General features: G+C 58.0%; 20 protein-coding genes and 1 tRNA gene. 6 read left to right on the top strand and 15 right to left on the bottom strand.

Going from position 1 to position 16,988, the window contains the following annotated elements:
• Positions 1–37 precede the first annotated feature (37 nt).
• The 14 genes from sctL to C9990_RS27520 form a co-directional block, all read right to left on the bottom strand.
• Positions 38–670 (bottom strand): type III secretion system stator protein SctL, encoded by a 633-nt coding sequence (gene sctL / locus C9990_RS27580; RefSeq protein WP_207200620.1) that lies wholly within the window; start codon positions 668–670, stop codon positions 38–40.
• On the bottom strand, positions 609–1,214 hold the full coding sequence (locus tag C9990_RS27575) for a type III secretion protein (RefSeq protein WP_106805208.1): 606 nt from the start codon (positions 1,212–1,214) through the stop codon (positions 609–611). Before C9990_RS27575 ends, sctL begins: the two co-directional genes overlap by 62 nt.
• A complete protein-coding gene (gene sctJ / locus C9990_RS27570) occupies positions 1,204–2,004 on the bottom strand; it encodes a type III secretion system inner membrane ring lipoprotein SctJ (protein WP_106805721.1) in 801 nt (266 codons plus the stop codon). The genes C9990_RS27575 and sctJ overlap by 11 nt, the downstream gene beginning before the upstream one ends.
• Positions 2,005–2,009: 5 nt before the next feature.
• Entirely contained in the window at positions 2,010–2,393 is a 384-nt protein-coding gene (locus C9990_RS27565) for a type III secretion protein (RefSeq protein ID WP_120447587.1), read from the bottom strand.
• 108 nt (positions 2,394–2,501) lie between these two features.
• Positions 2,502–2,702, bottom strand: coding sequence for a hypothetical protein (locus C9990_RS32365; RefSeq protein WP_157955103.1), 201 nt, complete (start codon positions 2,700–2,702; stop codon positions 2,502–2,504).
• A 234-nt stretch (positions 2,703–2,936) separates the two neighbouring features.
• Positions 2,937–3,860 carry a sigma 54-interacting transcriptional regulator gene (locus C9990_RS27560; RefSeq protein ID WP_106805206.1) on the bottom strand — a complete coding sequence of 308 codons (924 nt, stop codon included), beginning with the start codon at positions 3,858–3,860 and terminating at the stop codon, positions 2,937–2,939.
• Between the two features lie 307 nt (positions 3,861–4,167).
• A complete protein-coding gene (gene ychF, locus C9990_RS27555) occupies positions 4,168–5,268 on the bottom strand; it encodes a redox-regulated ATPase YchF (protein WP_106805205.1) in 1,101 nt (366 codons plus the stop codon).
• 21 nt (positions 5,269–5,289) lie between these two features.
• Positions 5,290–5,874, bottom strand: coding sequence for an aminoacyl-tRNA hydrolase (pth, locus tag C9990_RS27550; protein WP_010213318.1), 585 nt, complete (start codon positions 5,872–5,874; stop codon positions 5,290–5,292).
• Between the two features lie 167 nt (positions 5,875–6,041).
• Positions 6,042–6,641: a 50S ribosomal protein L25/general stress protein Ctc gene (locus C9990_RS27545; RefSeq protein WP_065900493.1), complete on the bottom strand. Its 600-nt coding sequence runs from the start codon at positions 6,639–6,641 to the stop codon at positions 6,042–6,044.
• A 139-nt stretch (positions 6,642–6,780) separates the two neighbouring features.
• Positions 6,781–7,722, bottom strand: coding sequence for a ribose-phosphate pyrophosphokinase (locus C9990_RS27540; protein WP_003208392.1), 942 nt, complete (start codon positions 7,720–7,722; stop codon positions 6,781–6,783).
• A 46-nt stretch (positions 7,723–7,768) separates the two neighbouring features.
• Positions 7,769–7,843, bottom strand: a tRNA-Gln gene (locus C9990_RS27535).
• Positions 7,844–7,880: 37 nt separating this feature from the next.
• Positions 7,881–8,729, bottom strand: a complete 849-nt coding sequence (gene ispE, locus C9990_RS27530; RefSeq protein ID WP_106805204.1) for a 4-(cytidine 5'-diphospho)-2-C-methyl-D-erythritol kinase — start codon at positions 8,727–8,729, stop codon at positions 7,881–7,883.
• A gap of 1 nt (position 8,730) precedes the next feature.
• Entirely contained in the window at positions 8,731–9,348 is a 618-nt protein-coding gene (lolB, locus tag C9990_RS27525; RefSeq protein WP_065900494.1) for a lipoprotein insertase outer membrane protein LolB, read from the bottom strand.
• A gap of 4 nt (positions 9,349–9,352) precedes the next feature.
• Positions 9,353–11,077 carry a tetratricopeptide repeat protein gene (locus C9990_RS27520; protein WP_065900496.1) on the bottom strand — a complete coding sequence of 575 codons (1,725 nt, stop codon included), beginning with the start codon at positions 11,075–11,077 and terminating at the stop codon, positions 9,353–9,355.
• Positions 11,078–11,259: 182 nt separating this feature from the next.
• On the opposite strand from C9990_RS27520, the gene hemA reads away from it, so the two are divergent.
• The 6 genes from hemA to C9990_RS27490 all read left to right on the top strand — a co-directional run bounded on the left by hemA (position 11,260) and on the right by C9990_RS27490 (position 16,625).
• On the top strand, positions 11,260–12,549 hold the full coding sequence (hemA, locus tag C9990_RS27515; protein WP_065900498.1) for a glutamyl-tRNA reductase: 1,290 nt from the start codon (positions 11,260–11,262) through the stop codon (positions 12,547–12,549).
• Positions 12,546–13,628 (top strand): peptide chain release factor 1, encoded by a 1,083-nt coding sequence (prfA, locus tag C9990_RS27510; RefSeq protein WP_106805203.1) that lies wholly within the window; start codon positions 12,546–12,548, stop codon positions 13,626–13,628. The genes hemA and prfA overlap by 4 nt, the downstream gene beginning before the upstream one ends.
• Positions 13,629–14,459 carry a peptide chain release factor N(5)-glutamine methyltransferase gene (prmC, locus tag C9990_RS27505; RefSeq protein WP_106805202.1) on the top strand — a complete coding sequence of 277 codons (831 nt, stop codon included), beginning with the start codon at positions 13,629–13,631 and terminating at the stop codon, positions 14,457–14,459.
• Positions 14,453–15,208, top strand: coding sequence for a molybdopterin-synthase adenylyltransferase MoeB (moeB, locus tag C9990_RS27500; protein WP_065900502.1), 756 nt, complete (start codon positions 14,453–14,455; stop codon positions 15,206–15,208). The genes prmC and moeB overlap by 7 nt, the downstream gene beginning before the upstream one ends.
• Complete coding sequence (murI, locus tag C9990_RS27495; RefSeq protein WP_065900504.1) at positions 15,201–15,995, top strand: glutamate racemase; 795 nt, start codon at positions 15,201–15,203, stop codon at positions 15,993–15,995. Before moeB ends, murI begins: the two co-directional genes overlap by 8 nt.
• Positions 15,996–16,106: 111 nt before the next feature.
• A complete protein-coding gene (locus tag C9990_RS27490) occupies positions 16,107–16,625 on the top strand; it encodes an acyloxyacyl hydrolase (RefSeq protein WP_065900506.1) in 519 nt (172 codons plus the stop codon).
• A gap of 52 nt (positions 16,626–16,677) precedes the next feature.
• Here the strand turns inward: C9990_RS27490 and C9990_RS27485 are convergent, their stop codons facing one another.
• Positions 16,678–16,983 carry a YkgJ family cysteine cluster protein gene (locus C9990_RS27485; protein ID WP_065900507.1) on the bottom strand — a complete coding sequence of 102 codons (306 nt, stop codon included), beginning with the start codon at positions 16,981–16,983 and terminating at the stop codon, positions 16,678–16,680.
• Positions 16,984–16,988: the final 5 nt, after the last annotated feature.

Here is a 16,988-nt window from a genome sequence, read left to right as displayed (position 1 = left end):
AAATAGGCAGCATTAATAGGGCTAGAGAAAAGCGAGGTCAGACATCGATCCGACGATCCCTAACCTGTTCATAAAGAGCATTGCGCATGTCGTTCCAGCTGATTCGGAAATCGCCTTCATCTGTCTTCAATACAAGTGTTTGGGCGTCGATTGAGCTGTCGGCTATAAGCTTCCAGAACGTGCTCCCATAGTGGGCTAAAGCGTGCGTTACCTCTTTAAGGTCATGTGGGTGGCACATCAGTGTCGCGCTGATTTCCTCAACTTGGCTCTTCAGCAATTGCTTAACGAGGGCTGCCACTCGTTGTGGGGCTACTATCTCGTCAAGTAGGCTGCGAATCGCCTGGTTGGTGATCTGGGTGGCGTAATGCTCCACGGTGTCGCACATCGTTTGCCTACTACGTTCCCACTGTTTGAGCTGAGCATCGGCGCGTTGCCAGATATCAATCGAGGCCTTCTCCAGCAACGCCTCACATTTCTGCTCTGTCAATCTGATCAACTCTTCAGCTTGAATGTTTGCGTCACGCAAAAGTTGATTTGCATGCTTCCAGTTTGCAAGCTCTTCCCGGGGTATTATGCTACGTGGCGCGCTAGGCGAGAGCCCGGATAACTTAATGTTGTAACGGCATAACACTGTTGAACTCCTCACTCGTGCTAGGTGTGGGCATGTCATTACTCGCCAATGTAGTAGCGCGCCATACGACGGCCTGCCAGAGTGTGTCGAGTCGGTTACCTGTGATTCCGTGCGGAAGGTTTGTTGTTTCAACCTCAACCACACATTTACGCGGGAATCGCAATCTAAGGCGCTGCCAGGTCGCGGCTTCAACCCAGCTATGGAGCAGTTGTATCGGGTCAGAACCCGGCGGCAGTATCACGGGGGGCAGCGCCTTGGAAAGACGCATGCACCATTGATGATGAATGTCGGTCAAGAGGTCTGAGTCCTGGGGATTGAAGGTGCCGTGAACCAATGCCAGCATTAGGTTCAGTTGTTCCCTAGAGGCCAAGGCCAGGCGGATCACTGTGGGGTGCGGCTTAGCAGGCAAACAGGCTGCATAACCCAGTAGTTTGTCTGGTGCTGACTGTCCACTGCGAAGCAGCGTTTCAATCACCGGGTAATCTTCGCCCTTCCAGTCTTCGTGGGCAGACTCCCAGGGAAATACCCACCATCGCGCCCACGGCAGGTGTTCATGAAGCTGATGATCGAGTCTAGGCGTCATGAACAGAAACCGTTGATTTGCCCGTTGACCCCGTTTCTTGATGGCGACTCTGACGCCGTTTGTGCAGCAGCAATAAGGCGATCGGGAGGACGATCACGCTGAGCAGTAAAACCATTACGCTGGTTCGCCAGAACCCAAGATTATCGCTAGGCACCAGGAAAGGGCCGAAATACACCAGTCGCTGCTGCTCCTGGTAAATAGTCGCTGGCACGAATATCACCGAGAGTTTTTGCAGGTTGTCCACTGCCATAGACATGCCAGGGATACTGCTCGCTACCATTCTGCGAATCCGTGCTCGGATGTTATCGGGGTCCAACCGTGGGTCGTGCTTGATGAATACCGATGCAGATGCCGGTTGTACTGGCTCGCCCGGCGCGACGCGTTCCGGTAACACCACGTGCACGCGTGCGACAATGACGCCGTCAATGTTGGACAAAGTGGCCTCAAGCTCTTGGGACAAGGCATAGATATAGCGCGCGCGTTCTTCCAATGGCGTTGAAATTACGCCTTCCTTGCGAAAGGTATCCCCTAGCGTGGTCCGAGCAACTCTGGGTAGACCTACGGCTTCCAGTGTTCGTACGGCTCGCCCGATATCAACGGTATTAACCGTGATGACAACACCGTCCTTAGCCGGAAATTTTGTGGCGCGAATATTTTTATCAGCCAATTCGGCTACGACTTCATTGGCCTCCTGTTCGGAGAGTTGGCGATGAAGTTCCACACGGTCGCTGCATCCGCCCAATAGGGATGCAATAACAATGAAGATGACGGCAGAGAAAAGGGGGGGCATTTTCATTACTGCAAGTTACATATCTTGTCGACGCCTTGGGTCGCCTTGGCGAGGCATTTTGTCAACAGGTGGGGAGTAAGTTGTGCGTTAAATAAATCGCGGGAGTATGTTTTGTAGGCTTCAAAGTCGAGCTCTTTCTTTGGCGCGCGGACGAGTTTGGAAAAACGGTTCATTGAGGCGCTGAGCTGATTGGACGCCTCAACAAAAAGCTGGGGGACGTTAGACCCTGAAGACACTGCCTTTGTATGGTTTGAGCGTTCGAGCATCGATGAAAAAAAACTGGCATCCCTACTTGAGAAGGAATGCTCAGGTGCTGCGTAGGTAACGGCGCCGCTGTCGGACTGATCTGAAAGCTGAGTTTCTTTTATACGCATGGCATGTGGGCTCATTGATGACTCATGGTAACTTTCTATGAGAACAGATGAAGTGACCTTCAGGCAGGCAAGATGATTGCCTCAAGGTCATCAGGCACAAGAGGCAACCGGTAGATCAACTGATTAATTACCTTTGGAGTTTCGTACCTGTTCGTTAACGTTCTTCATCTGGGCACCTAGCCAAGCGTTATCTAATGTGTCTCTTTTCTGCTTATTTGAAATCTGTTTAGCCTCTACTTCTTCGGGGCTATCGGCCATATTGGGATTGAGACCAGCGAGTGGATAAGGGGCACCGCGATAGTTTTGACCGACTGAAAAAGACATATAAGCTCCAAGCGTAAAATTGAGTTTATTTGACCCAGCATATATTTGCTTAGGTGCTATCTGTGTGGTTATCGTGACGGATGCGTTCCCGGTGCGTGGTGGTTAAATGTTTCCAGTTATGTATGTCGACAGGCTTATCTTTGTCCTGCCCATGCGTTAATAGACCAGGCCTTGCAAGGATGTTTATGACTAAAAAGACGTGACGTTTTAGTACGAAAACGAAAGGCATTGGCCTCATTCCAGTGAAATTTCCAGATGTTTGATCCTGTGGTACAGCGTACGCCTGGAAACACCTAATTCGATAGCCACTGGGGTTACACAGTAGTCATGGCGGCGCAAAGACTCCTCAATCAGCGTTTTTTCAATTTGTTGCAAACTTGACTTCAGGCTTGTTTTTTTGCCCAAGTGGGAGGAGGACGGAGTTGAGAGCACTGGCAGTCCTAATACAAATCGCTTCGCGGTCGAACGTAGTTCGCGAACGTTGCCCGGCCAAGTGTGAACAAACAGCTGCTGCAGCAGACTCTCGGGTGGAGGAGGGGCAGGAAGTTTGAAATGTGCTGCTTCTTTCTGGATCATCTCCAGAAATAACGAAATGATGCAGTCGCGTCGATCCCGCAAGGTAGGTAACTGAATGTTGACAACATTCAGGCGAAAGTACAGATCGCGCCTAAAAGTGGCTTGCTCGACCATGTCGTGCAACGAATGCTGGGCTGACGCTATCACACGCATGTCCACTGGGATAAAACGGGTCGAACCCAAGCGCTCCACACCGCGTGACTCTAGCACGCGCAGCAGTTTGGCTTGCAAGCTTAGTGGCATGCTGTCGATCTCATCCAGATACAGCGTGCCCAAGTGGGCGGCCTCGACGAAACCAGCGCGTGATTGTATTGCTCCGGTATAAGCGCCGCTGTTGACGCCGAACAATTGGCTTTCGGCGAGGCTTTCAGGGATAGCTGCGCAGTTTACGGCAATAAAGTTACCTCGTCGGCCGGATAGATGATGAATGCGCTGAGCTAACGTATCTTTGCCAGTGCCGGTCTCCCCCAGCAACAAGATATCGATGTTAAACGTAGCAGTGCTACCCAACATGCTTTTAATATCTGGATCGTCATTCAGGTATAACTCCGTCTCATTTTCCATGTGGTCAAACGCCGACATCGAATGATAACTCCATAATCGCTATTGCTTCATTGCAAGGACACTGTCACAGGCTCACTGCAGTAGATAGAATTTTATAACTGTTGTCACGTGCTCTTGGAGTCGTTATTGGCCAGGGCTGTGTAAGATAAGTTGGATTCTAATCTTGATATTTGATGTTTTTGCTAGGCGCGAACGATTGGGTGGGAAAAGTCTGAAGTTATCTGGGTTTTGGCTGAATCACTAGTTGATGCGATATATAAATGTGCGCCCACAAAAAAGCCGATGCGAAGCATCGGCTTTTTTACTGTTTAAACTACAGGTAAACCTACACGTTAAAGCGGAAGTGCATCACATCGCCATCTTTCACAATGTAATCCTTACCTTCCAAGCGCCACTTACCGGCTTCCTTGGTACCCGCCTCACCTTTGTACTGGATGAAGTCGTTGTAGGCGATCACCTCAGCGCGGATGAAACCTTTCTCGAAGTCGGTGTGGATCACACCTGCGGCTTGTGGCGCGGTGGCGCCGACCTTGACGGTCCACGCGCGGACTTCTTCCACGCCGGCGGTGAAGTAGGTCTGCAGGTTGAGCATCTCGTAGCCCGCGCGGATTACGCGATTCAGGCCAGGTTCGGTCAGGCCCAGGGCCTCGAGGAACATGTCCTTCTCTTCGCCGTCATCGAGTTCGGCGATTTCTGCTTCGATCTTGTTGCACACCGGCACCACGATCGCGCCTTCTTCGTCGGCAATGGCCTTCACCACGTCGAGCAGCGGGTTGTTCTCGAAGCCGTCTTCAGCGACGTTGGCGATGTACATCACAGGCTTGGTGGTCAGCAGGTGGAAGCCCTTGATCACGGCCTTCTCGTCAGCGCCCATGGTCTTCATCAGGCTGCGTGCCGGCTTGCCCAGGGTGAAGTGCGCGATCAACTGCTCCAGCAGGCCCTTCTGGACCACTGCATCCTTGTCGCCGCCCTTGGCGTTACGTGCGACTTTCTGCAATTGCTTCTCGCAGCTGTCGAGGTCGGCGAAGATCAGTTCCAGGTCGATGATCTCGATGTCGCGTTTCGGGTCGACGCTGTTGGAGACGTGAATCACGTTCTCGTCTTCAAAGCAGCGGACCACGTGGGCGATGGCATCGGTTTCACGGATGTTGGCCAAAAACTTGTTGCCCAGGCCTTCACCTTTCGACGCGCCGGCAACCAGGCCCGCGATGTCGACGAATTCCATGGTGGTCGGCAGGATGCGCTTGGGATTGACGATGGCCGCCAGTGCTTCCAGACGCGGATCCGGCATCGGCACGATGCCGCTGTTGGGTTCGATGGTGCAGAAGGGGAAGTTCTCCGCCGCAATACCGGACTTGGTCAAGGCGTTGAACAGGGTGGATTTGCCGACGTTGGGCAGGCCGACGATGCCGCAATTGAATCCCATGGTGTTTCCCCTCGGTAAGAGTCAGGCCTTCTGGCTGTGCAGGTTTTTCATCGCACGGTTCCATTCACCGGCGAAGATATCCGGCAGCACGCCGAGGGCAAAGTCGATGCTGGCATCGAGTTTTTCCTGTTCGGCGCGTGGCGCACGACCCAGGACGAAATTTGAAACCATACTGGCGACGCCTGGGTGGCCAATGCCGAGCCGCAGGCGGTAGAAATTATTCTGATTGCCCAATTGCGCAATGATGTCGCGCAAGCCGTTGTGCCCGCCATGCCCGCCGCCAAGCTTGAGCTTGGCAACGCCGGGTGGCAGGTCCAGTTCGTCATGGGCCACCAGGATCTCTTCGGGTTTTATCCGGAAGAAACCCGCAAGCGCCGCGACAGCCTGGCCGCTGCGGTTCATGTAGGTGGTGGGAATCAGCAGACGAACATCCTGACCCTGATGCGAGAAGCGCCCGGTCAGGCCAAAATATTTGCGATCGGCCACCAGGTTCACACCTTGGGCATGGGCGATACGCTCAACAAAAAGGGCCCCCGCGTTATGCCGGGTCTGTTCGTATTCGGCGCCTGGATTTCCCAGGCCAACGATCAGTTTAATGGCAGTCACGACAGGGGCCCTTCCTTTGGAGTTGTGGATAACATCGCTACACCTGCGTGCGGCGAAAGTGGACGACAAGAGATCATTTACTCAAGAGTAAACGCCGCGTTATCGCCCGCTTTCTCGCTACGTTTCGGTCCGCGATGTTTCCTCAAGCTCCGGCAATACAGAGTGAATTACTCTGCAGCGCCTTCTTCAGCTTCTGGTGCAACGCGTGGAGCGTGTACGTTTGCAACAGCTTTGTCATCACCGTGAGCCAGTGCAACAAACTCAACGCCTTTAGGGGCCTTGAGGTCGGACAGGTGGATGATGTCGCCGATTTCAGCGTTAGCCAGGTCGACTTCGATGAACTCAGGCAGGTCTTTCGGCAGGCAGGACACTTCGATTTCCGAAGTAACGTGCGAGATTTCGCCGCCTTTCTTGATCGGAGCAGCTTCGCCAACGAAGTGCACTGGAACGATGGCGGTCAGTTTCTGACCGGCAACAACGCGTACAAAGTCAGCGTGCAGCACGTGGCCTTTGGCCGGGTGACGTTGCAGAGCCTTGATGATGACGTTTTGCTTGGTGCCACCAACGTTCAGTTCGATAACGTGGCTGTAGGCAGCATCGTTTTCGAGCAGTTTGGCGATTTCCTTGGCCAGCATGCTGATGGATTCAGGGGCTTTGTCGCCACCGTAAACTACAGCTGGAACCAGGCTTGCGAGACGACGCAGGCGGCGGCTCGCACCTTTCCCCAGGTCGGAACGCACTTCAGCATTCAGAGTAAAATCGTTCATGTTGTATCTCCAAAATAACCACATTCGCCCCAGCGTTTGCGACCAGCGCTAAAGGCGATATGGGCAAAAAAGCCCCGCCCCAACAGTATGCTGGGGCGGGGCGCTTTTCGTCAGTGAGGTGCTCCGAAAGGTTTGACCCTTAACGGAACATCGCGCTGATCGATTCTTCGTTGCTGATACGGCGAACCGCCTCGGCAACTACCGGTGCGATATCCAGTTGACGGATACGCGAACAGGCTTGAGCTGCAGCGGACAACGGGATGGTGTTAGTCACCACCAGTTCGTCCAGCATGGAATTCTCGATGTTCTCGATCGCTCGGCCCGACAGCACAGGGTGTGTGCAGTAGGCGAAGACTTTAGCTGCACCGTGCTCTTTCAAGGCTTTGGCCGCGTGGCACAGGGTGCCGGCGGTGTCGACCATGTCATCAACCAGAATACAGGTACGCCCTTCGACATCACCGATGATATGCATCACTTCAGAGTGATTGGCTTTCTCGCGGCGTTTGTCGATGATCCCGAGATCCACGCCCAGGGATTTGGCAACAGCCCGTGCACGCACGACGCCGCCAATGTCCGGGGACACGATCATCAGGTTTTCAAAGCGCTGGTCTTCGATGTCATCCACCAGGACGGGGGAGCCGTAGATGTTATCTACCGGAATATCGAAGAACCCCTGGATTTGGTCAGCGTGCAGGTCAACCGTGAGAACACGGTCGATGCCTACCACGGTCAGCATGTCAGCTACGACTTTCGCGCTGATTGCCACACGTGCGGAACGCGGACGGCGATCCTGACGGGCATAACCAAAGTAAGGGATTACAGCTGTGATTCGAGTCGCTGAGGAGCGGCGGAAGGCATCAGCCATCACGACGAGTTCCATCAGGTTATCGTTGGTCGGAGCGCAAGTCGGCTGAATAATGAAGACGTCTTTACCGCGGACGTTTTCATTGATCTCGGCAGTAATTTCGCCGTCGGAGAATTTACCGACAGAGATGTCACCGAGAGGGATATGCAGCTGACGTACGACACGTCGAGCCAGATCGGGGTTAGCGTTCCCCGTAAAGACCATCATCTTGGACACGCGCAGTACCTAGAGGCTGAGGGTAACCTGGATGAGTATAGGAAAATGGCAGGGGCGGCTGGATTCGAACCAACGCATGGCAGGATCAAAACCTGCTGCCTTACCGCTTGGCGACGCCCCTGTATCTGTTGCAACGAGTACCCAGTACTCGGTTCCTTTTAGAGCAGACTTTGCAGCTTGCGATGCAACATCGAAACGTTGCTTCCCTTTGCTACAAACCCTGTAAGGGTCTCTGTAAGAAGGGCCGAGACTTTATCAGCTTCAGCTTTGCTTGGGAAGCCCCCAAACACACAACTTCCAGTGCCGGTTAATTTTGCTTCGGTAAATTTACCTAACAAATTCAAAGCGTTACGTACCTCTGGATAACGCCTTGCTACAACCGGTAAGCAGTCATTTCGACTGTTTCCCTTGGGAACGGGGCGCACTTTAATGGGAGGAGAGTTACGTGTCAACAGTGGATCTGAAAAAATTTCTGCTGTACTTACAGATACTTGCGGAACAAGCACGACATACCACGGCTCTTCGGGGTATTCGGGGCTGAGTTTCTCGCCCACGCCCTCGGCAAAAGCCGCGTGTCCACGTACGAAAACCGGCACGTCGGCCCCCAGCGTCAGGCCCAGCGCAGCCAGGCGATCGTGGTCCCAGCCGAGCTGCCACAAGTGGTTCAGACCCAGCAGCGTGGTCGCGGCATTCGAGCTGCCGCCACCGATCCCGCCGCCCATGGGCAGAATTTTATCGATCCAGATATCGATGCCCAGCGTGCAGCCGGATTGTTCCTGAAGTTTTTTTGCCGCCTTCACGATCAAGTTGCTGTCGTGGGGCACGCCTTCGAATTCGGTGTGCAGCTGGATCACGCCATCGTCGCGTACGGCGAAGGTCAGTTCATCGCCGTAGTCGAGAAATTGAAACAGTGTCTGCAGTTCGTGGTAGCCGTCTTCGCGACGCCCAAGAATGTGCAGCATCAGATTGAGTTTGGCCGGGGAGGGCAGGGTCAGGCGTTCGGTCACGTCATTGCCCCAGCTTGCGCGGCTGCCATTCCTTGATCACCAGCGTGACGTCAAGATCGGTGCCGTGCAGCTTGATGCGCTCGGGCAGCCAATAGCCGTTCTGCTGCACGTAGCTCAGGTATTCGACCTGCCAGCCATCCTGCTCCAGCGAGGCCAGGCGGCTGTCGCCGTTGAGGCTCAGGCGACTTTTGCTGTCGGGCGCGGGCAAGCCGCGCACCCACCACACTAGATGGGATACCGGCAGCTTCCAGCCCATCTGCTGTTCCAGCAATTCTTCCGGTGAGGTCGCTTCATAGCGGCCCTGGTTGGCCACTTCAAGGCTGACCTGCCCAGGTCGGCCGGTCAGGCGGGCAGCGCCCCGACCCAGCGGACCGGACAGGCGAATGTCGTAGTAGTCCTGGCGTTGCAGCCAGAACAGGGTGCCGCTGCCGGAGTCTTTCGGCGCGCGAACCCCGACCTTGCCGTCGATTTGCCAGCCGTCGATGCTGCTGAGTTGGTCCTTGTGTTGTTTCCATTGCGCCGGGTTGCCCTGGCCCTCAACGGATTCTCGGCTGCCGATGCCCGCGCAACCGGCGAGCAAGGCGATGAAGCTGAAAACAATAACGTGGCGCAAGAACATAAGCTTAAAGGGTCTCGGATCCGGTCAGGCGCTTGATGGTGCCGCGCAGGATGGGGCTTTCGGGTTGTTCCTTGAGGAATTTCTCCCAGACTTGCCGGGCTTCGCGCTGCTTGCCATTGGCCCACAGCACTTCGCCCAGGTGCGCGGCGACTTCCTGGTCGGGGAAGCGCTCCAGCGCCTGGCGCAGCAAGCGTTCGGCTTCGTCCAGGTTGCCCAGGCGGTAATTCACCCAGCCGAGGCTGTCGAGCACCGCCGGGTCTTCCGGGTTGAGTTTGTGGGCTTGTTCGATCAGGACCTTGGCTTCGTCGTAGCGCGTGGTGCGGTCGGACAAGGTGTAGCCCAGGGCATTCAGGGCCATGGCGTTGTCCGGATCGCGCTTGATGATCAGGCGCAGGTCTTTTTCCATCTGCACCAGGTCATTGCGTTTTTCCGCCTGCATGGCGCGCGTGTACAGCAGGTTCAAATCGTCAGGAAATTGCAACAAGGCTTGTTGCAGCACCTTCCAGGCGCGCTCGCCCTGATTGTTGGCGGACAAGGTCTCGGCCTGGATCAGGTAGAGCTGGATCGCATAGTCGGGTTCGGCGTCGCGGGCGGCGGCCAGGCGTTTTTCCGCCTCGTCGGTGCGCCCGTTGCTCATCAGGATGTCGGCCTGGCGCAACTGCGCCGGCAAATAGTCATTACCCGGACCGACCTGGGCGTATTCGAGCAGCGCAGCCTGTGGATCGTTGCGCTCCTCGGCAATACGGCCGAGGTTCAGGTGCGCCGAGTCCACATGGCTTTCCCGGGCGATCAAGTCCTCCAGGTAGCCCTTGGCCTCGTCCCAGGCCTTGGCTTCCAGGCACACCAGTGCCAGGGAGTAGCGCAGTTCGTCGTCGTCCGGGTACTGCTGGACCAGGTTGGCGAACTGCACTTTGGCGTCCTCCATCCGGTCCTGCTCCACCAGTGTGCGCGCGTAGGTCAGGCGCAGGCGCTTGTCTTCCGGATACTTCTTGATGCTTTTTTCCAGCAGCGGAATCGCTTCCTTGCCGCGATTGAGGTTCTGCAGCAGGCGCGCGCGCAACAGGATCGGCGCGATCTCGCCGTCTTCCGGCGGGTTCTGCTCCAGCAGCTTCAGCGCGGCTTCGGCTTCATCGTCCTGCTGCAGCAGCAAGGCCTTGCCGAAAATCAGCTGGCTGTTCTTCGGGTGTTTTTGCAGCAGGCGGTCGAAACTCTTCATCAGGCCATTGCGCGTGTCCTGGTCGGTGTCGGCAGCCGACAGCGCAAGGAAGTCGAAGTGGGTGTCGCCCTTGCCCTGCAGGACCTTCTCCATATAGACCATGGAGTCGTCATAGCGGCCCGCGCGCGCCAGTTGGATGGCGGCGGCACGCTGCGCCTCCAGGTCGTCCGGCGCGTTTTTCGCCCAGATCAGCGACGTGTCCAGCGCAGCCTGATCGGCGCCCAGGTACTCGGCGATGCGAAACGCTCGCTCGGAAATGCCCGGATCCTGCGTGTTGATCGCCTGGGTCACGTAGTTATCCAGCGCAATGTCGAAACGATTGCGTTGCCCGGCCAGCTCCGCGCTCAGCAGGCTGAACACCGTTTCTTCACTGAATGAGGAATAAACCTTGGGCTTTTCAGGGGCGGGGGTGCTGTCTTCTACCGGCGGCGTACCGTCCGGCGACACGGGTGCCATGGCCTGGCAGCCGCTGAGGAAGACAAAAGCAAGGAGCAACGCGGAAGATCTATTCATATAGGAAGAGGACGACTAACCTGCGGTCGGATCATCATGACACAAGCCTTCGGCCAAACATAACCGAGTCTCAATGGATGCCTTTATAGACACAAGGCATTAGGACAATAGACGACGGTGGTTGTTCTGAATCTTTCGAAGTAGGACAATTGTCGGCTTCCCGACATCATCAGCGATATTGAATGGCCTTCCTCGCACTCGGTATTAACCACAAGACTGCCTCCGTAGACGTGCGCGAGCGCGTGGCGTTTACGCCCGAGCAGTTGGTTGAGGCCTTGCAGCAGCTCTGCCGGCTCACCGACAGCCGCGAAGCTGCAATCCTTTCGACCTGCAATCGCAGCGAGCTTTATATAGAGCAGGAACATCTTTCAGCGGATGTGGTACTGCGCTGGCTGGCCGATTACCACCATTTGAGCCTCGACGACCTGCGCGCCAGTGCGTATGTGCATGAAGATGATGCGGCAGTTCGTCACATGATGCGCGTGGCGTCCGGCCTTGATTCGCTGGTGCTGGGCGAACCGCAGATTCTCGGCCAGATGAAGTCCGCCTACGCCGTGGCGCGTGAGGCCGGCACTGTCGGCCCGCTGCTGGGCCGCCTGTTCCAGGCCACCTTCAATTCTGCCAAGCAGGTGCGCACCGACACCGCCATCGGCGAAAACCCGGTGTCCGTGGCGTTCGCCGCCGTCAGCCTGGCCAAACAGATTTTCAGTGATTTGCAGCGCAGCCAGGCCTTGCTGATCGGCGCCGGCGAGACCATCACCCTGGTCGCCCGCCATCTGCACGACCTGGGTGTGAAGCGCATCGTCGTTGCCAACCGTACCCTGGAGCGCGCGAGCATCCTTGCCGAACAGTTCGGTGCCCACGCGGTGCTGCTGTCGGATATCCCGGCCGAGCTGGTGCGCAGCGATATCGTCATCAGCTCTACCGCCAGCCAGTTGCCGATCCTGGGCAAGGGTGCGGTGGAAAGTGCGCTGAAGCTGCGCAAGCACAAGCCGATCTTCATGGTCGATATCGCCGTTCCCCGCGATATCGAGCCCGAAGTCGGCGAGTTGGACGACGTTTACCTCTACAGCGTCGACGATCTGCACGAAGTGGTCGCCGAAAACCTCAAGAGCCGACAGGGCGCAGCCCAGGCCGCCGAGGAGATGGTCAGCACCGGCGCCGAAGATTTCATGGTGCGCCTGCGTGAACTCGCGGCGGTGGACGTGCTCAAGGCGTATCGTCAGCAAGGCGAGCGCCTGCGCGATGAGGAGTTGATCAAGGCCCAGCGCCTGCTCGCCAATGGCAGCAGCGCCGAAGAGGTGCTGATGCAACTGGCGCGCGGCCTGACCAACAAGTTGCTCCATGCACCCAGCGTACAGCTTAAAAAATTGACTGCCGAAGGCCGCCTCGATGCGTTGGCCATGGCCCAGGAACTCTTTGCCCTCGGTGAGGGCGCGTCAGACAGCTCTTCGGATAAAAAACCGCAATGAAAGCGTCACTGCTCAATAAACTGGACGTGCTCCAGGACCGTTTCGAAGAACTGACCGCTTTGCTCGGCGACGGCGAGGTCATTTCCGATCAGGCCAAGTTCCGCGCCTATTCCAAGGAATACGCCGAAGTTGAGCCTATCGTGGCCACCTACAAACACTTGACTAAAGTGCAGGCCGACCTCGAGGGCGCCCAGGCGCTGCTCAAGGACAGCGATCCGGATATGCGTGAAATGGCCGTCGAAGAAGTCCGCGAAGCCAAGGAAAAACTTGCCGAGCTGGAAGGTGACCTGCAGCGCATGTTGCTGCCCAAGGACCCCAACGACGGGCGTAATGTGTTCCTCGAGATCCGCGCTGGTACCGGCGGCGATGAGGCGGCGATCTTCTCCGGCGACCTGTTCCGCATGTACTCGCGCTACGCCGAGCGTCGTGGCTGGCGGGTCGAGATCCTGTCCGAGAACGAAGGCGAACACGGCGGCTATAAAGAAGTCATCGCGCGGGTCGAAGGCGACAACGTCTACGGCAAGCTCAAGTTCGAGTCCGGCGCGCACCGCGTGCAGCGGGTCCCGGCGACTGAATCCCAAGGTCGCATCCATACCTCCGCATGCACCGTGGCCGTGTTGCCCGAGCCGGACGAACAGGAAGCGATCGAGATCAACCCGGCGGACCTGCGGGTCGACACCTACCGCTCGTCGGGCGCCGGTGGCCAGCACGTCAACAAGACTGACTCGGCGATTCGTATCACTCACTTGCCGTCGGGCATCGTGGTCGAGTGCCAGGAGGAGCGTTCCCAGCACAAGAACCGTGCACGCGCCATGTCCTGGCTGTCGGCCAAACTCAATGACCAGCAGACCAGCGCCGCCGCCAACGCGATTGCCAACGAGCGTAAGTTGCTGGTGGGCTCGGGCGACCGTTCCGAACGCATCCGCACCTACAACTTCGCCCAGGGCCGGGTCACCGACCACCGGGTCAACCTCACCCTTTACTCCCTGGACGAGATTCTCGCCGGCGGCGTGGATGCGGTGATCGAGCCGTTGCTCGCCGAATACCAGGCCGATCAATTGGCCGCGATAGGTGAATAAATGACCATCATCGCCAGCCTGCTGCGCGCCGCCGATCTTCCCGACTCGCCTACCGCGCGCCTGGATGCCGAATTGTTGCTGGCCGCTGCCCTGGGCAAGTCGCGCAGTTACCTGCACACCTGGCCGGAAAAAATTGTCAGCAGCGAGGCCGCACTGACGTTCGCCGACTACCTGCAGCGCCGTCGTGGCGGTGAACCGGTGGCCTATATCCTCGGCCAGCAAGGCTTCTGGAAACTTGACCTGGAGGTCGCGCCTCACACGCTGATCCCGCGTCCGGAAACCGAGATGCTGGTGGAGGCGGCGCTGGAATTGTTGCCGGCCACGCCGGCCAAGGTCCTCGACCTGGGCACCGGCAGCGGCGCCATCGCCCTGGCCCTGGCCAGCGAGCGCCCCGCCTGGCAGGTCACCGCTGTCGACCGAGTGCTGGAGGCCGTGGCCCTGGCCGAGCGCAATCGCCAGCGCCTGCACCTCAACAATGCCACGGTGCTGAACAGCCATTGGTTCAGTGCCCTGCAAGGTCATGCCTACGACCTGATCATCAGTAACCCGCCGTACATCGCCGACAACGATCCGCACCTGGTGGCGGGCGACGTGCGCTTTGAGCCGGCGAGTGCGCTGGTGGCGGGCCATGACGGCCTGGACGACTTGCGCTTGATCATCCGCGAGGCCCCGGCCCATCTGAATGCCGGTGGCTGGTTGGTGCTGGAACACGGTTACGACCAGGCCGCGGCCGTGCGTGACCTGTTGTCCAGCCAGGGCTTCGAGGCGGTGGCCAGCCGCATCGACCTTGGCGGCCACGAACGCATTACCCTGGGACGCCGGCCGTGCTGACCGATCAGGAGCTGTTGCGCTATAGCCGACAGATTCTGTTGCAACATGTCGACATCGAAGGCCAGTTGCGCCTCAAAAACAGCCGCGCCCTGATCGTCGGCCTCGGTGGCCTGGGCGCGCCGGTGGCGCTTTACCTGGCCGCCGCCGGGGTGGGCGAATTGCACCTGGCGGATTTCGACAGCGTCGACCTGACCAATCTGCAACGCCAGATCATTCATGATACCGACAGCGTCGGGCAGACCAAGGTCGACTCGGCCCTGCGTCGCCTGGGCGCGATAAACCCCGAAATCAGCCTGGTTGCCCATCGCAGTGCGCTGGATGCCGATTCCTTGGCTGCAGCCGTGGCGGCGGTGGACGTGGTGCTCGATTGCAGTGACAACTTTTCCACCCGCGAGGCAGTCAACGCCGCTTGCGTGGCGGCGACCAAGCCGCTGGTCAGTGGCGCGGCGATTCGCCTTGAGGGCCAGTTGTCGGTGTTCGACCCGCGCCGCGCCGACAGCCCGTGCTACCACTGTTTATATGGGCACGGCAGCGACAGCGAACTCACCTGCAGCGAAGCCGGCGTGGTCGGTCCGCTGGTCGGCGTGGTCGGCAGCCTGCAGGCGCTGGAAGCCTTGAAGCTGCTGGCCGGTTTTGGCGAGCCGCTGGTGGGCCGCCTGCTACTGATCGACGCGCTGACCACGCGTTTTCGCGAGTTGCGCGTCAAGCGCGACCCTGGCTGCAGCGTCTGCGGGCCGCGGCATGGTTAAGGGCGCGCCGATCGGTGTGTTCGATTCCGGTGTCGGCGGCTTGTCGGTACTGGATGAAATCCAGCAGCTGCTGCCCCATGAATCGCTGCTGTACGTGGCGGACTGCGGGCATATCCCGTACGGCGAGAAAACCCCGGGATTCATTCTTCAGCGCTCCCGGGCCGTCGCCGAGTTTTTCCGTGAGCGGGGCGCCAAGGCGTTCGTGATTGCCTGCAACACCGCCACGGTCGCGGCGGTCGCGGATTTGCGCGTGGACTATCCCGAGTGGCCGCTGGTGGGGATGGAGCCTGCCGTCAAACCTGCTGCCGCCGCGACCCGCAGCGGTGTAGTCGGTGTGCTCGCTACCACCGGTACCTTGCAAAGCGCCAAGTTCGCCGCGCTACTGGATCGATTCGCCACCGATGTACGCGTGGTCACCCAGCCTTGCCCCGGCCTGGTGGAACTGATCGAGACCGGCGACCTGAACAGCCCGGTGTTGCGCCAACTGTTGCAGGGTTATGTCGACCCGCTGCTCAGCGTCGGCTGCGACACCATCATCCTCGGTTGTACCCACTACCCCTTCCTCAAGCCGCTGCTGGCGCAGATGCTGCCGCCCAGCATCATTCTGATCGACACCGGCGCCGCCGTGGCTCGCCAGCTGAAGCGTCTGCTCGGCGAGCGCGACCTGCTCGCCAGCGGCAATCCTCAGCCCGCACAGTTCTGGACCAGTGGCGATGTGTGTCATTTCAGAAATATCCTACCGACACTATGGAAACATCCCGGAGATGTGCGAAGCTTCAGCGCGTGAAAAATTCGTGAAATATCGTGATTCCAGGCTGAACTTCTGACACTGCGTAGGCTTCTATAGCGGGATTGCCTGTACAAAACCATATAACTTCGTTCGGAAAGGATGTTTCTTATGAAGCGCTTGTTCTGTTTGGCTGCGATTGCGGCCGCTGTGGTGGGACACTCTTTTTCGGCGCAGGCCGCTGGACTTGAGTTTGGCCTGGGGGCCACCAGTGATTCGACGCTCACTTATCGATTGGGGCTGACGTCGGATTGGGACAAGAGTTGGATGCAAAGTGATGTCGGTCGCCTGACCGGCTACTGGAGCGGTGCCTACACCTATTGGGAAGGCGACGACCGTGCAGGCGCGAGCAGCCTGTCGTTCTCTCCGGTGTTTGTGTATGAATTCGCCGGACAGTCGGTGAAGCCTTATATCGAGGCGGGGATCGGTGTGGCGGTGTTCTCCCGCACGCGCCTGGAAGACAACAACATCGGCCAGGCCTTCCAGTTCGAAGACCGCCTGGGTTTCGGCCTGCGCTTTACCGGTGGGCATGAAGTGGGCATTCGCGCCACTCACTACTCCAATGCCGGGATCAGCAGCAACAACGACGGCGTAGAGAGCTACTCGCTGCACTACACCATGCCGCTCTAAACACACATTCCTGCAGGAGCCGGCACGCCGGCTCCTGCAGGATGTAGTTCAATCAGCGATACGCTGTTGCAATGCCTTCGCGCTCGGTCAGGCATTCCGGCGCGCCCATCTCGAATTCCCTGCAAATCAGCGGCCGCCGCTCGTAGATCGTGCACATCATCGTGTCCCGATCCAGCGCCGCGCACCAGCCATCGTCCAGGCGCAGCATGACTTCGCCGCCCCAATCGTCCGTATCGATATAGCGCTCCGGCACGCCTGTGTCCGTGATCAGCAGCACTTCCAGCTGGCAGCAGCAGGCCGCGCACGTCGAGCAGGTAACGGCGGGTTCGGTGATTTGGGTATGGGGGATGTTGGTCATAGGCG

The organism is Pseudomonas sp. S5D5, from assembly GCF_003013355.1.
In the GTDB taxonomy this organism is placed as follows: domain Bacteria; phylum Pseudomonadota; class Gammaproteobacteria; order Pseudomonadales; family Pseudomonadaceae; genus Aquipseudomonas; species Aquipseudomonas aylmerensis.
This window is presented reverse-complemented; position numbering and strand designations above follow the sequence as displayed.